The sequence below is a fragment of the Pseudoxanthomonas sp. GW835-FHT14C01 genome (assembly GCF_058793715.1).
In genome coordinates this window covers 182,813-199,398 of sequence record NZ_JBXAGB010000005.1, presented here as the reverse complement: position 1 = coordinate 199,398, position 16,586 = coordinate 182,813, and the positions used below count along the sequence as shown (strand labels likewise).

Genomic DNA, 16,586 nt, shown 5'->3' with positions numbered 1-16,586 from the left:
GCGCCGATCATCCATAGACGGGCCAGCGAGAGATTTCCGCTACGCGTTGCCAGAAGGCAGTTTTATCTTTATCGACGACAGCAGTTCACTGCATGACCGTCGGAGCAGTCTCGCGCGCGTGCACGTAAATCAGGTTGTCCGCTCCGCGCCTCGTCGTGATTGGAAACGCGCGTGTGAGAGCAGCAACAAAACCATCCACGTCCCCGGTACGGAACCGCCCGCCTACTCGCATGTCCTGGATCCGAGGATCCGCGATCACGAGACGCGTGTCGGCGTAGCGATTCAGTTCCTCAATCGCCTTGGAGAGCGGCACGCCATCGAACACCACCGCGCCTTCGCGCCAAGCCAGTGCACTTGCGACGGTCGCGCCAGACAGCTTGTCTACGGGTGATGGCTCGCCCAACTGGAAGCGCTCACCGCGCGTCAGTTCGCTGCGCGGTGCTGCCGTTATGCGCCCGGAGGCATCGGAAGCCTCAGCCCCAGTTCGCTGCCGGACACCGGGCTGCGAGACCTCGACCCTGCCTTCCGTGACAATCACCTCGACCTTACCGTCGTCATGCATCCGCACGTTGAACGCGGTGCCAATGGCGCGGACCTGCGCGTCACCCGCGATCACCACGAATGGGCGATCCGCGTTCTTTGCGACGGTGAACATCGCCTCGCCCTTGCGCAAGTAGACCGCGCGCTCGCCGCGAGTGAAGTGGGTCTCGACAATGGAGTTGGTATTGAGATCCACAGTTGAACCGTCAGACAGAGTGGTATTGCGATGCTGACCGACCGCGGTAGAAAGCGTCTGCGACTCTTGGCCCTGCTGGTGCCAGAACGCCGCACTCGCAGCGATGAGGACGCTGGCCGCCATGCCCACGCCAACCCAACGCGGCACGTGGCGCTGCGTCGGCTTGGGCTGCGCGAGCAAACGACGCTCCTCGGCGACGAAGGTTGCGACCTTCTCGTCGCGCTTGGCTTCGGCCAAGGTGTCGAGCGAGCTCCAGACGCCGCCGAGCTCCTGAAACGCAATCCGGTGCCTCGGATCACGTCGCAGCCATTGCTCGAACTCCACGTGCAGCCTTGGATCGACCTGCTCGCCGTCCAGGCGCCAGACCCATGTCGCGGCCTCTTCTTCGACTTCCACCAGAGTCCTGAACTTCAGTACGTCACTCATGTGCCTTCTCCCTGGCCAAGGCGCGCATCCCCAAGCTTGGCCGTCCCCTCCGCTGACAGACCGCTGCTGCGCAGGTGGTCCCGGCAGCGCACCATGCCTTTGACGACGTGCTTCTCGATGGTGCTCTGAGAAATCCCCAGCACAGCGCTGATCTCGGCCTGCGAGAGCTTGTAGACCTTGCGCAGTACGAACACGCGCCTGCAGATGGGGGGCAGACTATCGACTGCCAGACAAAACGCTTCGAACCGTCGCCTGGCATCGAGCTGCTCCTCCAGCTGCGGCATGTCTGAAGAGACGCCCAAGGCATCCACATCCGCTACCGCGTCCGTCGCGCGGCTGCTGCGACGACGTCCAAGCTCCACGGCGAGATTGTGGGCGATGGTGATCAGCAGAGCCTTTGGGGATTCGACAGAGGTGTAGTCCTGGATGCCGTAGATCCGGAGATAAGTGTCCTGGATCACGTCCTCGATGTCCTCGTCCGACGACAAGTACGTGCGCAGGTATTTCTGCAGCATCGGGCGATGGCAGAAGACCTGGTTCAGGAACCACGCATGACGGTCGGGTGGCATGGGCAAGACAATTCACGGACGAAAGAGCAGTTTCTATACCGCCCATCGCCGTTGATTGCAAAGAAAAATCACCTGCAATAGCGCTCTATGTAGATGATTTCGGAGAGAGTGGCGGAAATCTTGCCCTCGCCCGTCTTTGTCAGATTATGGGGGCTCGATGGTAGTGCGCTCGCCCCCCTGCCCATAGGGGAAAGCATGAATATTGTGCCGGCTATCAGCTCGCAGGGCCCGGAGAATAGTTCCCACTAGGAACCTGCAATGGCTGCAGCGGGCTAGTTTGGCATGATCCGTTCCGGACCACGCATAGATCGCGATACTTCGCTAAAGCGCCCAACCAAGGCTGACCGATTAGAGAATCGCGCCGTGCGGGGTAATTGGCTTCTGGAGAGGGAATTTACGATTCAGGTGGGACAGAGATATCCTTGGCCCTTGATAACGATCCCTAATTCGCTGCCTCGTCGATGTCCGGTTCCGGCCATAAGCGGACTGCATGTCGCGCAGAATAGGAATCACGAAGCACTCCAAAATCGCACCAAGGCCGTTCGGGCGCCAACGGATGATCAGCCCGCATCAGCGTCAGCATTTTCTTGCGCAACCGTCCTCCTCGCAAAGCTTCGAAAGGCCGCTTCTCTCTCGTCCAGTACCTTGTCCATTGCAGCCAGGCGCGCCCAGATGGAAAATCGCATCTCTTCGGGCGCGTCGGCCAGCAACTGCGCACGTAGTGCTCTGACGAAACCCCGAGCGTCACAACCGACTTGTTCGTCGCGCAGCCTCGCCATGCTCTCTCGTAGACAAGCGCTGAGCTCTGATGCTGTTCTCATCACTATCACCAATTAGTAGTCAATCTCTACCGGCCCCGGTACTCGCTGGAAAAGCCTGCCTGCATCTCGCCGTAAGGCATTTCACGCCCAGGCGGCACGTCGGCATAATTTTTGCCCCATATCCGTTGAGCACACACCGATCACATCGGGCGGCGCAGCTTCGTGGTGCTCAGCATTTCGCCGAGTAGGAGACGTTCCGATGAGCAGCAACACTGGCCAGCGCGATTCGCAAGGTAAGCCCAGCGAGAAAGGCCAACAGAAATTAAAAGACGAGACTGGCAGACAGGCAAAGCCGCAGCAGGACCAGAAACGCGGTCAAGAGCAGAAGAAGCCCTGAGCATAGAGAGCCCCAGACAGGGGCTCTTCGCTTATGAGGTACTGGAAGCGTTCAACCTACGGTTGCGAGTCCTGCATACCGGAGCACCGTGCCTTCGTCTTGAGTGGCTTGTTTGGTCGACTCAAGCCAACGTGCCGCTGCACCATGATTCTCAATGAGGCTGCCCAACTCGTCTGTCAGACACTTTGCGCAAGGCTGACCGCCCGGACTGGGCCTGCAGCATCGCGCGCAGGGCGACATCGTCGTCTTACTGGCTGGCCTCAGCTGATAGGCGATCTTGTTCATAAGAGCGGTAGCGATCTTAGCGCGGTCCGCCCCAACGCCGATTGAGACCGATACGTGGTGTTTGATAGATGGGCCCATGGGAGTTCAACTACCGAAGGAAGAAATGCGGCGGGAATTCCTCCCCGCCGCTGGTAGTCCTTTGCATCCGCACCTTAGTTAGGTTTGGATTCCGGGAGGTTGACCTTGTCGATGCCGTGGATCACGCCATTCTTGGCAAGGATGTCCGGGAGCGTCACACGAGCGGCACCGATGCTGAGCTTGCCTTCAGTGACCTTGATCGGCGCAGTCTGGCCGTGCACCGTGCGCGCCGATTGCCATTTCCCGACATCGGTCGTCGTCTTGCGGCCACTGACCAAGTGATAGTTGATCACTGAAGTCAGTTCATCCTTATTGGCAGGCTCGAGCAACCGATCGAGCGCACCTGTCGGTAGACCGGAAAATGCCTCGTCAGTTGGGGCAAAAAGCGTGAACTGCTCATCCCCCGCCAGTGAGGCCGTAAGGCCTGCCTTGTCGATGGCATTGATGAAGGTCGAGAAGGACTTGTTGGTCTTCAGCGTACCCAACAGATTCTGCTGGGAGAGGCCTTCTTTCTGTTGCATTTCCATGGGAATTTCCTACGAAGTAGACCCGTATCAGGGTCAAACGGACGGCCAAAGCCGTGGCCGGGCGAAATGCCAGGCGCGAGCTCAATGCGGAGAGTAGGAGGGGTGGAGCGCGGCTGAGCAGCCGATACGGTATTGCACCGCAACACCCGCACCCTGCGCCTTTGGTTGTTAGTCTGGTGTGACGCTATCCGCAAGATCACGTTCTATTCCGCCCGTAACGTGATAGCTTCGTACAACGCGGAATTCCGATGCTTGGTTAGCTTTCGCGCCCGCAGTGTGCCGGCTCGCACAATTTGCCGGAGCTGCCATGACTATCAAACGACACCGTGTCGTTTCGACCGATTCCCCGTTTCAGAACATCACTCATGCCCTAAGGGAGCGTGCGCTGCAGTGTGCCGAGAATGAGGGATGGCCCGTCCTTAGAGATGCGGTCGAACCTTACGTGGCGATAGCCAAGTCCAATCTTGTTCAGTGCTTCGTGCAGCAAAGGGATAAGCATGCCGAAGAGGAGACGTCCTTCTGGTCAGGAAGAACCACGGCACTTCGTCGCGCAGGACCGAGCACGCGACGCGGGTTGGCGCTTGTGACCTCGGGTGCACGGTATCGCAGCCATGAATAGCATCTCGTTAGCTATTTCGCCGCAAAGCGTTGAGTGCATCGACAGTCGTCTTGATCCGGAGATGGACTCGCGATTGAATTCATTTCGCCTTGTTCATGAGCAGAAAAACTTCGAAGGTGACGTTTGCTGGCTCTTCTTCGCCAATGCCGATCTTACTAAGCCGGAGGCTCTTTCCCGTGCTCAGCAATGGTATGCATCTACGCACCATTCTCGTTGGTCGGGCAACTTCCATTAGTCGCCATCGAAGCGATCAGAGCTGATGCCACTGCGCTACTATCGGACAAAAGCTCGGAACGAAAGACGGCAGGTCTTCGTTCTTCGTTTGGGCGTTGGCCAGTCCATTGGCCCAACGGCATTGACAGCGATATGGGCCACGGCTTGTGATTCACCTGATGTCAGCGTAAGCCGTCGTGCCCAGGACAATGCTGGCTACGGCATCCGTCCGTGCTACGGCCTTTGGGCGGGACAGGCCATTAGCCGAATTCCGGCCGAGCAGAAGCTACGCGACATGCTGGATGCCAACGGGTACTTCTTCACATTGACCTCAATGCTAGCTTAGGGTCATTCACGGCGGTACATGGCGCCACTTAGGCTCTATCCAGTCGCGGTGATGTTGGACGCAACTTGTTGAGCTGATTCGTGACAACCTTTTTCAGGCTGTGCAAACTCCTATCTCACCGAATGTCCGCTATGGGTCGAAAGCGGACGTCCATGGTCCAACTTTGCGTAGCGCCAGTCTTCCTCCTCGCCTGATGGCCGTCACGCCGTCGGAAAATCTGGAAACAGTCGACATCACGTCATCCGAACTGGCCGCGAATAAGGGCGCCCTCTTTTGCCAGGACTTCGTCAGTATCTCTAGGTCGGATCACTTCTTTCTCGGGACGACTGGAAGTTCCGCACGGCGGCGCCATTAGAGTGGGTGTGGACTTGATCGAGAGACCATCATGATCGGAGTGCTGGGCTAGTCCTGCGTCGCGCACGTCGGTTCGTAATCGCGCATATGACCGTCTTCCGACAGACGGTGTCCCCCCTCGCCGAGGCTCTCCGTCGACTTTGTTACAGGGGTTCCGACAAAAAGGAGGGTGTTATGAAATCCCTATTGATTGCCACAGTACTCTTGATGGGTGGGTTTTTCTGCGGTACCGCAGAGGCGGTAGATGGCAGGAACGCAGTGGGCGTGTGCATAGACGCCGGGCCAAAATGTGCGTGGTCTGTTAACGATAAGGGTGAAGTCGATCTCTGCACCGCGAACGGATGCTGGTACTGTCCATCCGCAACCAGTGAATGCGTGCCGGCGAGAACAGCCCGGCCCAAGCCATCGAATCCGGTGCGCGGTACGATCGTGAGTACGAAGATCGGATGGTATGAGGTCGGGAAAAATCCAGGAATCGATAAGCTGTTCCCCCCGACCAAAAAGCCTTGACGCCTGAATCAAGCCGCGCCGCGAAGCGGCGTCGGCTTCCATCACTCTCCCCATGACACCCGGCTCTGGGTGCCGAAGAGAGTCCCACTGCTGGGCTGGACGATCAATGTCGCGCATCCCTGAGGCATCGCTACGCTGCTCACCATCTTGTGGGTGATCGCCGCGGCGGCCGGTTTCGACCATGGGATGTTCCGTCTCTGAAGACGCCGTACATGACGGGTGCGTCTACGCCTCGCCTAACATCCAACGGGATATGCAGGACTACACCTCGCCATCGCCCCACCCACCTGTCGCAGCTTTCTAGCTAGACTGCAGTTGTCCATCTGTGCTGGGGAGCGCCATGAGATTGACTCGGCCTTCGGCGATTGCCTTCTTGATGGCCGCATTACTGATCATCACCGGTTGTTCTGGAAGGTCGGCAACAGCTGACCAAACGCCCAAACACGGTGAACTAAGGGCAAGCACACACTATCTGCTCGTCGGCCTGTCGATTGTCCGCTATGAGCTCGGCCACATCTATGTGCCGGAGAACCGCGCCCGCCCGGACAGCCGGCTGATCGCCGTTCGCTACATGCGGATAAAGGGGACAACCAAAGAGGCCGCGCCGCCGGTCTTCATGCTGCCAGGCGGTCCGGGCGACAGCTACATCGAAGCCTTTACCAAGTCTGGCCTCGACTGGTTCGGCGCATTCAAGCAGCGCCGGGACGTACTTCGCTTCCGTCGTGCGGGAGACGTAGTCGTCATGGACCAGCGGGGCGCCTCGGGTCCTTCTGAACGGCTTGGCTTTAACCACAATCCCGATGGACAGTCGCTGGACCGGCCGGCGCGGCTGGACGATGAACTCGAAGCCGCCCCATCCGTCGTCCGCCGAGCCTTGGCCCGCTATCCGGATCACGATCTGGCCGGCTACACCGTCGTTCAGTGCGCCGAGGACCTGAATGACCTGCGTGTGGCGCTTGGCTACGCTAAGATCAATCTGTTCGGGCTCAGCTATGGATCGCAATGGAGCTTTGCGGTCATGCGGCTCCATCCGGAGACGGTTGAGCGCGCACTCCTGTCTGGCGTCGAGCCGCTAGACAACAGCTATGACATGCCGTCCCACGTGTGGGCAGCGTTGATGCGTATCGCCGCGGAGGCGGAGGTCGATCCACGTCTTAGTGCATCGCTTCCGCGAGGCGGCATCCGCCAAGCCGTCGACGAGACTCTCTCTCGTCTTGAGGAAGCCACGCTCACCGTCCGACTGAAATCTGGCGAGCAGGTCGTGCTCGGTCCAGAGGACTTCAAGCTCAACCTCGTCGCTCGCCCATCGGAGTGGCCGGCGCGCATCATCGCTATCCATCAGGGAAGGTACGAAGCGTGGGCCGAGGAGGTAGCGGCCAGTCGGCGCCCCTTGAGAGACGCGCCGGCCGCGCTTATCGGTCCGTTGATCGACACCAGCCTGAACGTTTCGAAGACCCGTGGTCGGCTTCTCGCGAATGATCCCGCGGTCCGATACCTCGGGACTTGGGGCTTCGCTCCGTCAATGGCCGCCGCTTCCCTATGGCCTACACCCGACGTAGGGGACGAGTTTCGACTTCCAATCACGAGCCCGATTCCCGTGGTCTTCCTGCACGGCGACTGGGACACATCTACACCTATCGAGAATTCGCTGGAGATGCAGCGCTACTTCCCGAACAGCCGCCTGGTCATCGTCCGCCGCGGCGGTCATGGAGCCATCTATGATCTGGCCGACCAGAATCCTGGCGTGCTGGATCATCTCCTCGACTATCTAAAAACGGGAGACATGACGGACCTGCCTCGACACGTTGTCCTTGCGCAGCCGAAGTTCAAAGCGCCACTGCCCTGATCGCCACACCGCCGAGACTAGTGATGCTGTCCGCATACTTGGATGTAAGTGACTTGCACTTTTCGATCCGATAATTGTGAGGCCTGCTAGTAATGAGATGACGTGGGTAGTGCGCTTCCGGCCAGAAGCGGACATAGACCAACGCCCGAGTCAAAGCGATCGCCAAGCGGCGGCGCCCAAAAGTTATCCGGCAGCCGGGTCGAGTCCCCGAATCTCTTTCAGATATCTGTAAAGCAAGGCACGGGAGACGCCTATCCTGCTGGCGACCGCCGGCGCAGCGTTGCGTATATCCAGAATCCCAGCCGCATGCAATCGGGCGATCACTTCACGGCGTCCAGAAGCGCCCAAGTCCCGGGCTGACATCCCTTGCTCGGTTTCATGGTGGCTGACGATCCGCTCAAGCACTTGTCGCCAGTTGTCGTGAAAGAAGCTTTCAGGCTCAGGCGACGGAGGCAGGAAGGCCAGAATCCCAAGGCTGTCGCGGACGCGCTCCAGCATGGTTACATCGAAATTGACGCAGAGCATTCCATGCGGATGCCCCTTCTCATCGCGTATCACCGTAGTTATGCAACGCATGTTGCGGCCATCCGTGTGGGTCTTGCGATAGGGGCCGATCACTTGATGCTCCAGTGCCTCATCCGGAAAGCGATCCCCATTGGAGCTGTCGCCGACTTTGCGCTTGGAGATCGGATTGGCGATGTGGGCGATCTTCATCGTCACGAGATCATGGACGACCACTTCTACGTGGGGCCGGAACAAGGCTGCTACCGCGTCGGCGACGGGGAAATACGGCACAAGGGCCGCGACACGACGGGGATGATTCGGCATTTCAGTATGTGGCGGTGCGCGGGAAGCCAGCAGGGTAGCCCGATCCCAGCCATCTTTTCAAATAATCTACTATTTACAATTTGTCTATACGCACCTATTGTACGTGCCCCAGAGGTCCGGGGCGACGACAGCGAGGCGCGAAGTGGAAAGCGATAGAAGTTCTGGCGTCATATCCCGTTGGCTGGTTCTGATCCTTGGCGCAGTGTGCACGCTAGGCGTCGCACCCGCTGCAGGCGGTCGTCCGCAGTGGGGTCCGCATCAGCCTGAGATCGCAACACTGCAGGACCGCAGATTCGAAGGCACGATACGACTCGAGGTTGATGCCCGGGACGTGGCCCGCAGGGTGTTCCGTGTCCGGGAAACCATTCCTGTGCAGACGCCAGGCAGGACAACCCTGCTGTACCCAGCATGGGAAGCATCCAGTCACGCGCGCACGCTGTCAGCGGCAAGTTTGACGGGGCTGATGGCGTTCGCCGGCTCGCAGCGTCTGGAGTGGCGGAGGGATGAGCACGAAATGCACGCCTTCCATCTCGATGTGCCTGAAGGTGTCGACGACATCACCGTCGAGTTCCAGTACGCAGTAAGGCCGGGCGACGCAATCCTGGGACCGGACCTGGTCGCAGTGCAGTGGCAAAGGCTACTGCTCTACCCCGCTGGCTGGTACGCGAGCAATATCCCCGTCCAGGCAGCTGTCCGTATCCCGAGTGGCCTGCATGCTGTTTCTTCGTTGCATGCTGAAGATACCTCCGACGGATCGGTGAGGTACGCGGTCACAAACTTGGACACGTTGTTGGACGCGCCGGCGATAGCGGCCAGACACGTCCGCGCTCACGACTTGGGACTGCCCGGACAGCCCGCCTTCCGGCTGAGCCTTCTTTCGGACAGCGGAGAAACTCCAGATCTGTCGGAGCAGGACGCGGCTGACATGCGCCGCATGATGCGGGAAACCCACGCGGTATTCGGCCGAGCGCCATACGCAAGGTTCGAGGCCATGGTGATCCTGAGCGACGCGTTCCCTCCCGGGGGCGTTGAGCACGCCGATTCGGCTGAGATCTATCTCCCTGCGGATTACTTCCGGGACCGTTCCCGCCAGCTCAACAACCTCGACCTGATCGTCCACGAGCACGTGCACGCATGGAACGGCCGCTTTCGTGTGCCGGTCGGACAATGGACACCAACACCGAACACCCCAATACGCAACGGCATGCTGTGGAGCTACGAAGGTCAGACCGAGTTCTGGGGGCGAGTACTGGCGGCCAGAAGTGGTCTCCGCAGCCATCAGGAGACGTTGGATAAGCTCGCACTGGATGCGGCCAACGTCGAGGCTGCGAACGGCCGGGCGTGGAAGACGCTCCGCGACACCACCAATGACTCGCTCTACATGTCGGGCCGCGCCGCAGTGTGGCCAGAGTGGCAGCGCCGCAAGGACTACTACACAGAGGGAGTCCTGCTCTGGCTAGAGGTCGACATGATGCTTCGGGACGGTTCCGGCGGCCGGTACGGCTTGGACGACTTGGCTGCCGCGTTCTACTCTGCCGAGCTTGGGCCAGGTCCGCACACTTACACCTTCGATGATCTGTGTGCCGCCCTGCACAGGCTGTTGCCCATCGACTGGTCAAAACACCTCGACGAACGGCTCGACACACACGTGCCGCTGGTACTCGGCGGCTTGGCTCGCGCCGGCTGGGAACTGGTCTATGACGACAAACCCACGGCCACTTTCCTGCAAAACGAGGCGGAGATGGGAGGGTACGATGTACGCCATTCCATTGGCATGGTGGTCGACGCGCACGGACGAGTGCAGTCGGTCACTTGGGAAGGCCCGGCATTCCGCGCTGGCATTGGTCCAGGGGCGGTAGTGGAGGCGATCAATGGCGAAGCGTTCTCTCGCGAAGCGCTACTGGGCGCGATTTCCAGAAGCGTTGATGAACCGGTGGCAGTACGGATCAGCCAAGGCGCCTATAGGTCCGACCTGGAGATCGATTATGACGGAGGAGCGCGCTATCCGCATTTGCGCAGAATCGGCGGCCGCCCTGACCGGCTGGCGCAACTCCTGAATTCACGATCGCCTTAGAAGCAGCTCTCAAACTACTGCGGAGCAACTACGGGGCCGTTGGCCCGAGGCGCTCAAAACTTCGCGCGCTCCTCGCCGGTCGATTGATGCCGGGCTGGCTTTACCGCAGAAGTCGGCGGCGCAACGCGCACACCTGATAACAATGCCCATCTTCTATTTCAGCGAAGTCCGCTTCGGGTCGAAAGCCGCCGCTGCCGGCAGCGCGTCACGCCTGGCTGCATTCCGCTGAGCCCGGTAGAAGCGGACGCGGCCGGCGGGTTATTGAAGCCGTCACCACCGACTGTGAGCGATTTTCCGAGCGCTGCGCGAATGCTCACCGCGCTGTGCAACGCCAGTGAAAGGTCAATAGGGGCGATTCTGGCTAGCCTCGATTCTGCGTCGCCTCACGAACGATCGCAATGAACGCCTTCAACGGCGCGGGCACATGACGATAGCTGGCGTAGTAGAGGCACAGGCCCGGTGACGCCGGGGTCCAGTCTTCCAGCAGCTGGACCAGCGCGCCGCTGTCCAGTGCGGGCCGGGCGAAGGACTCCGGGACGTAGGCTATTCCAAGGCCGTCGGTGGCCGCCTCGACCATCAGGTCGTTGTCGTCCAGGCTCAGCATGCCGGGAACATCCAGTGCGAGTTGCTGTGTGCCCTTCTCGAATTCCCATCGGTAACGCTTGCCGCTGGAGAGCCGCTGGCGTATGCAGCGATGGGACCTCAGATCCGCCGGTGTCACCGGCGCTCCAAATGCCTCGACGTAGTCCGGCGCGGCCACCGCAACGAAACGGACGTCATGGCCGAAAGGTACCGACACCATATCCTTCGGTACTGACTCGGCCAGGCGCACGCCGGCATCGAAGCCTTCGCCGACGATGTCCACCAGCTGGCCTTCGACGACGAGATCCAGCTCGACAAGCGGATGACGCTGCTGGAACATCGGCACGGCATGCCGGAGCAACCAGCGCGCACCGCCCTTACTGGCGTTGATGCGCAGCGTGCCGACCAGTTCGTCCTGCCCGTGACTGACTGCATCCAGTAGATCGTCCAGTTCCCGCAACAGCGGAACCAGGCGCTGCAGCAGCCGTTCGCCGTCTTCCGTCACCGCAACGCTGCGAGTGGTCCGATGCAGGAGGCGAACGCCTAGTTGGCGCTCGAGCCCCTTCAAGGCATGGCTGAGCGATGACCGCGATACGCCCAGCGCATCGGCGGCCTTCTGGAAGCTGCGGTATCGCGCCACGAGCGCGAATGCTCTCAGATCGGGGAGGCTGATACTCTTCATTGGTGAATATCACTCACCAGCTCGTTCGTATTGGTGCGACTTATCATACGCCGTCCGGGCTCTTACCCTGTGTGCCTACCCCACAGGCAGTCCCCGATGAAGACATGGTTGATCACAGGCGCGTCGTCCGGCCTTTCCACAATACGCGGCCTTGATTTAACCGCTACAAGGGTCGTACCGGAATTCTTCCACATTCCCCAACGGCATAGGCCGCCGGGGCCGCTGAATTTCCCTAGATCGTGTCCAAATGCGACACCCACGGCTCGCCAACGTGGAGCCTCCGCGCTATGTGGCGGATTCTTAAGGGGTATTCCAGCTTCCATCAATCAGGAAAACCGACATCCTTCCGGTTCTGCCTGTACCAAGCCACTGCGCCCAGCAACCCGAGCTGTCCATGCTCCACACGCCACACCGGCACCCGTTCCAGTTGCTCGGTCATGACGCCCTTGTTGAGATATCGCTGCAGGAAACGGCCGTCGTGCAGGAACTGCGGGATGTGCGCGGTCACGCCACCGGCGAGGTAAACGACGCGGGCACCGAAGATGATCGCCAGATCGCCGACGACGCTGCCCAGCCAGCCGCAGAACGTTTCCAGCGTTTCCCGCGCCAGCGCATCCGAGTCGGCCGCACCCACCAGCGCGCCGGCGTCCGCGTGCACCGGCGTCGCCTCGCGGAGCTCGCAAAGACAACGGTACAGATTCATGAGTCCGGGCCCTGACAGCACGTGCTCGTTGTGCAGGTACGGCCGGTCTTTGAGAAGACGGCGGACGATGTCCAACTCCAGAGCATTTCCGGCGGCCAACGACGCCTGGCCGACTTCCGTCGGCAGCACGCGTGGCGGCTGGCCTTCGATCCAGACCGCAGCGCCCAGACCGGTGCCCGGGCCGATCACCAACGCCGGCGACGACGTTCCGGAAACGCTCGGTGCCGTCAGCGGCGATAGCGTATCGGGCGCCAGCGTGGGGACGGCGTTGGCGACGGCCTCGAAATCGTTGATCAACTGCACCCACGCCAGCCCGGCGCCGGCGCGTGTCTGTTCCACGGACACGGCCCACGGCAGGTTGGAATTGATCAGCCGGTCGCCTTCCAGCACACCGGCGATCGCCACGACGGCCCCCTGGCACGCCGTGCCGGCCCTGTAGTGGCGCAGGATCGATGCGAGGTCCGCATGCTCGGCGCAGGCATACCGCTGGTAGTCGTGGATCTCGTTGCTGCCGCTGGCGTCGATCCAGCCGAGGCGCGCATACGTACCGCCCACATCCGCGACGATGATCCGGGTCGGAAGCGGATCCTGGGAGGAATCGGTGGGGCCGCCCGCCGGCACCTTGCTCATCATTACCGTGCCCGCCATGCGATCGCCATGCTGCCGAAGTCTTCAAAAAGCCCGGCAAGGATATCGTGTCCCGGTCCGCCTTGGCAGGCCGGTGCCCCGCGATCCTGTAGTGCCTGAGTCCCTACGCCGAGGTATGTCCGCAGTCTGGCGTATCATGCGTCCATGTCCCGCGTCGCCACCCTGCTCCGCGCCCTGCTCTGCCTTGCGCTGCTGCTCAACGGCACCGTGTCCGTGCACGCCGCCGGACGCATGGCGTCTAACGGGATTGCCGTGGCCGCGGATGCCGGCGTCGTTCCCGATGCATCGCCGTGCCATGAAGGCATGGACATGGCCATGCCGATGGAGAGCGGTGACGGATCGTCAGCGGACGATCGCAACCTCCCTGACGGCCTGCACGATTGCTGCACCTCCGGCAACTGCGACGGCTTCTGTGCCCAGCATGCGCCTGCCCTGACCTGGCTGCCGCCGTTGGACGCGCGTTATCCGGTGGCGGACACGCCGGCGTATCGTGCGGACGCCCATGCATCGGTGCGGCTGCCGCACCGTCTGCGACCTCCCATCCTGGTGGCCTGAAGCCGCGTTTCCGCGGCTTGCGCATGACTGCGGGCGCGTATGTCGCGCGCCGCTTCCACGATCACGACGGACGCCGCCGCGCCACGCGCGGAGCGCCGACGATGCACAGGATGCTTTGAATGAATCACGATGAATCCACACCCGGACGCCTGAGGGCGTTCCGGCCGACACGCCGCCAGTTCGTCACTGGCCTGGCGACCGGCGGCGTCGCACTGGGCCTCGGCCTGGCCCGCCTGCCCGCTTCCGCGGGTACGCCCACGCGCCGGGGCGGCGCGGCGCTGGTCGCCGGCACCGACTTCGCCTTGAACATCGGCGCGATGCCGGTCGACATCACCGGTCGCATGCGACCGGCGATCACCGTCAACAACAGCCTTCCCGCGCCTACGCTGCGCTGGCGGGAGGGCGACACGGTCACGGTCCGCGTCACCAACCGGCTGCGCGACATGACCTCGATCCACTGGCACGGGATCCTGCTGCCGTCGAACATGGACGGCGTGCCAGGCCTGAGCTTCAACGGCATCGCGCCGGGCGAGACGTTCCGGTACCACTTCCAGCTGAAACAGTCGGGCACCTACTGGTATCACAGCCACTCGCTGTTCCAGGAACAGGCCGGCCTGTACGGCGCGCTGATCATCGATCCACGCGAGCACGCGCCATACCATCACGACCGCGAACACGTCGTGCTGCTGTCGGACTGGACCGATCTCGATCCTGCTGCCCTGTACCGGCGCATGAAGAAGATGCCGGAACACGACAACTACTACCAGCGCACGCTGGTGGACTTCGTGCGCGATGCGCGCCGCGACGGGTTGGCGAAGACGGTCAAGGACCGCGGCATGTGGGGACGGATGCGGATGACGCCGACCGACATCTCCGACATCAACGCGCACACGTACACCTATCTGATGAACGGCTCCGCGCCTGCCGGCAACTGGACCGGCCTGTTCAAGCCCGGCGAGAAAGTACTGCTGCGCTTCATCAACGGCAGTGGCATGACCTACTTCGACGTGCGCATCCCCGGCCTGAAGATGACCGTGGTCGCCGCCGACGGCCAGTACATCCATCCGGTCAGCGTGGACGAGTTCCGCATCGCGGTGGCGGAGACCTTCGACGTGATCGTCGAACCGGCAGGCCAGGACGCCTTCACGATCTTCGCGCAGGACATGGGCCGCACCGGTTACGCGCGCGGCACGTTGGCCGTGCGTGATGGACTGGAAGCGCCCATCCCGGCACGCGACGCGCGTCCGCTGCTGACGATGGCCGACATGGGCCACGACATGAGCGGGCACGGCACGCACAAGGGCATGGAGGGCGGTTGCGGCGCCATGATGGGCGAAGGCGGTTGCGGCGCGAACATGGGCGCGATGGATCACGGCGCGCACGCATCGGCCTCGACGGCGCCCAAGCATCCTGCCAGCGAAACCGGCAACCCGCTGGTGGACATGCAGTCGTCCGCCAGCGAACCGAAGCTGGACGATCCGGGGATCGGCCTGCGCGACAACGGACGCCACGTGCTGACCTACGGTGCCATGCGCAGCCTGTTCGACGATCCCGACGGCCGTGAGCCCGGCCGTACCGTCGAGCTGCACCTGACCGGCCACATGGAGAAGTTCGCCTGGTCGTTCGACGGCATCCCGTTCGCCAGCGCCGAGCCGCTGAAGCTCAAGTACGGCGAGCGCATGCGCATCGTGCTGGTCAACGACACGATGATGCAGCACCCGATCCACCTGCATGGCGTGTGGAGCGATCTGGAGAGCGCAGACGGCGCATTCCAACTGCGCAAGCACACCATCGACATGCCGCCCGGCACGCGCCGCAGCTATCGCGTGCGCGCCGACGCGCTGGGGCGATGGGCGTTCCACTGCCACCTGCTTTACCACATGGAAGCCGGGATGATGCGGGAAGTGAGGATCGAAGCATGAAGACGATCCCCTCCCCTGCTCCCCTGCGGATCGCTGCCGCGTTCGCGCTTGCCTTCGCCGCACCCGCCGTCGCGCAGCACCGTGACCACACCGGACATGCGATGGCCGAACCTGTCGCGGCGCCGGAACAGGACGAACCCGCGTCGCACGACCACGCGGCAATGGGCCACGACGGTCACGACGTATCTTCCACCGCACCGCGCGAAGCGATTCCGCCCATCACCGCGGAGGACCTGGCCGCTGCATTTCCTGTGATCGACCACCACGCCATGCAGCACGCACCCGCGGTCAACCACAAGGTGACGTTCAACCGGCTGGAAGCCTGGGACGCCGATGAGGGGACGGGCCAGGCCTGGGAAGCCATCGCCTGGTTCGGCACCGACACCGACCGCCTGTGGCTGCGCAGTGAAGGCGAGCGCGTGGGCGGACATACGGAAAGCGCAGACCTGGAACTGCTGTACGGACGCAGCGTATCGCCTTGGTGGGACGTGGTGGCCGGTGTGAAACACGACGCCAAGCCGGGCGATGCCCGTACCTGGGCGGCCTTCGGCCTACAGGGCATGGCGCCATACCGGTTCGAGGTGTCGGCCACCGCCTACCTCGGCGAAGGTGGCCAGGTCGCGGCGAACCTCGAGGCCGAGTACACGCTGCGCATCACCAACCGTCTGATCCTGCAGCCCCTGGTGGAGGTCGATATCGCCGCGAAGGATGATCCGGCTTACGGCATCGCCCGTGGCTTCACCGGCGTGGAGACGGGACTGCGCCTGCGTTACGAGGTAACCCGCCGCTTCGCACCCTATATCGGCGTCGTGCACGAACGCGCACTGGGCCATACAGCGGATCTCAGGCGTGAAGCCGGTGAGTCGCCACGCGACACCCGGGTTGTGGCCGGCGTGAGGCTCTGGTTCTGATGGAGGAGAACAGC

At 62.0% G+C, this 16,586-nt stretch carries 15 protein-coding genes; 8 read left to right on the top strand and 7 right to left on the bottom strand.

Annotation, left to right across the window (positions count from 1 at the left end; translation table 11 throughout):
- Positions 1–85: 85 nt before the first annotated feature.
- From AC1Q5B_RS20270 to AC1Q5B_RS20260, 3 genes are all read right to left on the bottom strand, one after another.
- Positions 86–1,162: a FecR family protein gene (locus AC1Q5B_RS20270; protein WP_492633242.1), complete on the bottom strand. Its 1,077-nt coding sequence runs from the start codon at positions 1,160–1,162 to the stop codon at positions 86–88.
- Positions 1,159–1,731: an RNA polymerase sigma factor gene (locus AC1Q5B_RS20265; RefSeq protein WP_492633241.1), complete on the bottom strand. Its 573-nt coding sequence runs from the start codon at positions 1,729–1,731 to the stop codon at positions 1,159–1,161. The genes AC1Q5B_RS20270 and AC1Q5B_RS20265 overlap by 4 nt, the downstream gene beginning before the upstream one ends.
- 560 nt (positions 1,732–2,291) lie before the next feature.
- A complete protein-coding gene (locus tag AC1Q5B_RS20260) occupies positions 2,292–2,510 on the bottom strand; it encodes a hypothetical protein (RefSeq protein WP_492633240.1) in 219 nt (72 codons plus the stop codon).
- Between the two features lie 241 nt (positions 2,511–2,751).
- On the opposite strand from AC1Q5B_RS20260, the gene AC1Q5B_RS20255 reads away from it, so the two are divergent.
- Complete coding sequence (locus tag AC1Q5B_RS20255; protein WP_492633239.1) at positions 2,752–2,889, top strand: hypothetical protein; 138 nt, start codon at positions 2,752–2,754, stop codon at positions 2,887–2,889.
- Positions 2,890–3,326: 437 nt separating this feature from the next.
- On the opposite strand, the gene AC1Q5B_RS20250 is transcribed toward AC1Q5B_RS20255, so the two are convergent.
- Positions 3,327–3,779, bottom strand: a complete 453-nt coding sequence (locus AC1Q5B_RS20250; protein ID WP_492633238.1) for a fasciclin domain-containing protein — start codon at positions 3,777–3,779, stop codon at positions 3,327–3,329.
- Positions 3,780–4,390: 611 nt separating this feature from the next.
- On the opposite strand from AC1Q5B_RS20250, the gene AC1Q5B_RS20245 reads away from it, so the two are divergent.
- From AC1Q5B_RS20245 to AC1Q5B_RS20235, 3 genes are all read left to right on the top strand, one after another.
- Positions 4,391–4,633 (top strand): hypothetical protein, encoded by a 243-nt coding sequence (locus AC1Q5B_RS20245; protein WP_492633237.1) that lies wholly within the window; start codon positions 4,391–4,393, stop codon positions 4,631–4,633.
- Between the two features lie 1,191 nt (positions 4,634–5,824).
- Positions 5,825–5,944: a DUF5808 domain-containing protein gene (locus AC1Q5B_RS20240; RefSeq protein ID WP_492633259.1), complete on the top strand. Its 120-nt coding sequence runs from the start codon at positions 5,825–5,827 to the stop codon at positions 5,942–5,944.
- Positions 5,945–6,197: 253 nt separating this feature from the next.
- Positions 6,198–7,667, top strand: a complete 1,470-nt coding sequence (locus tag AC1Q5B_RS20235; RefSeq protein ID WP_492633236.1) for an alpha/beta hydrolase — start codon at positions 6,198–6,200, stop codon at positions 7,665–7,667.
- Positions 7,668–7,850: 183 nt separating this feature from the next.
- Here AC1Q5B_RS20235 and AC1Q5B_RS20230 read toward each other — a convergent pair whose 3' ends face one another.
- On the bottom strand, positions 7,851–8,495 hold the full coding sequence (locus AC1Q5B_RS20230; RefSeq protein ID WP_492633235.1) for a helix-turn-helix transcriptional regulator: 645 nt from the start codon (positions 8,493–8,495) through the stop codon (positions 7,851–7,853).
- Between the two features lie 103 nt (positions 8,496–8,598).
- On the opposite strand from AC1Q5B_RS20230, the gene AC1Q5B_RS20225 reads away from it, so the two are divergent.
- Positions 8,599–10,569, top strand: coding sequence for a M61 family metallopeptidase (locus tag AC1Q5B_RS20225; RefSeq protein WP_492633234.1), 1,971 nt, complete (start codon positions 8,599–8,601; stop codon positions 10,567–10,569).
- A 361-nt stretch (positions 10,570–10,930) separates the two neighbouring features.
- Here AC1Q5B_RS20225 and AC1Q5B_RS20220 read toward each other — a convergent pair whose 3' ends face one another.
- Positions 10,931–11,833, bottom strand: a complete 903-nt coding sequence (locus AC1Q5B_RS20220; RefSeq protein WP_492633233.1) for a LysR family transcriptional regulator — start codon at positions 11,831–11,833, stop codon at positions 10,931–10,933.
- A gap of 322 nt (positions 11,834–12,155) precedes the next feature.
- Positions 12,156–13,184 carry a glucokinase gene (locus AC1Q5B_RS20215; protein ID WP_492633232.1) on the bottom strand — a complete coding sequence of 343 codons (1,029 nt, stop codon included), beginning with the start codon at positions 13,182–13,184 and terminating at the stop codon, positions 12,156–12,158.
- Positions 13,185–13,328: 144 nt separating this feature from the next.
- Here AC1Q5B_RS20215 and AC1Q5B_RS20210 point away from each other — a divergent pair, with 144 nt between their 5' ends.
- The 3 genes from AC1Q5B_RS20210 to AC1Q5B_RS20200 all read left to right on the top strand — a co-directional run bounded on the left by AC1Q5B_RS20210 (position 13,329) and on the right by AC1Q5B_RS20200 (position 16,572).
- Positions 13,329–13,739, top strand: coding sequence for a CopL family metal-binding regulatory protein (locus AC1Q5B_RS20210; protein WP_492633231.1), 411 nt, complete (start codon positions 13,329–13,331; stop codon positions 13,737–13,739).
- 119 nt (positions 13,740–13,858) lie between these two features.
- Positions 13,859–15,661: a copper resistance system multicopper oxidase gene (locus AC1Q5B_RS20205; RefSeq protein ID WP_492633230.1), complete on the top strand. Its 1,803-nt coding sequence runs from the start codon at positions 13,859–13,861 to the stop codon at positions 15,659–15,661.
- Complete coding sequence (locus tag AC1Q5B_RS20200) at positions 15,589–16,572, top strand: copper resistance protein B (protein WP_492633229.1); 984 nt, start codon at positions 15,589–15,591, stop codon at positions 16,570–16,572. The genes AC1Q5B_RS20205 and AC1Q5B_RS20200 overlap by 73 nt, the downstream gene beginning before the upstream one ends.
- The last annotated feature ends 14 nt before the right edge of the window (positions 16,573–16,586 follow it).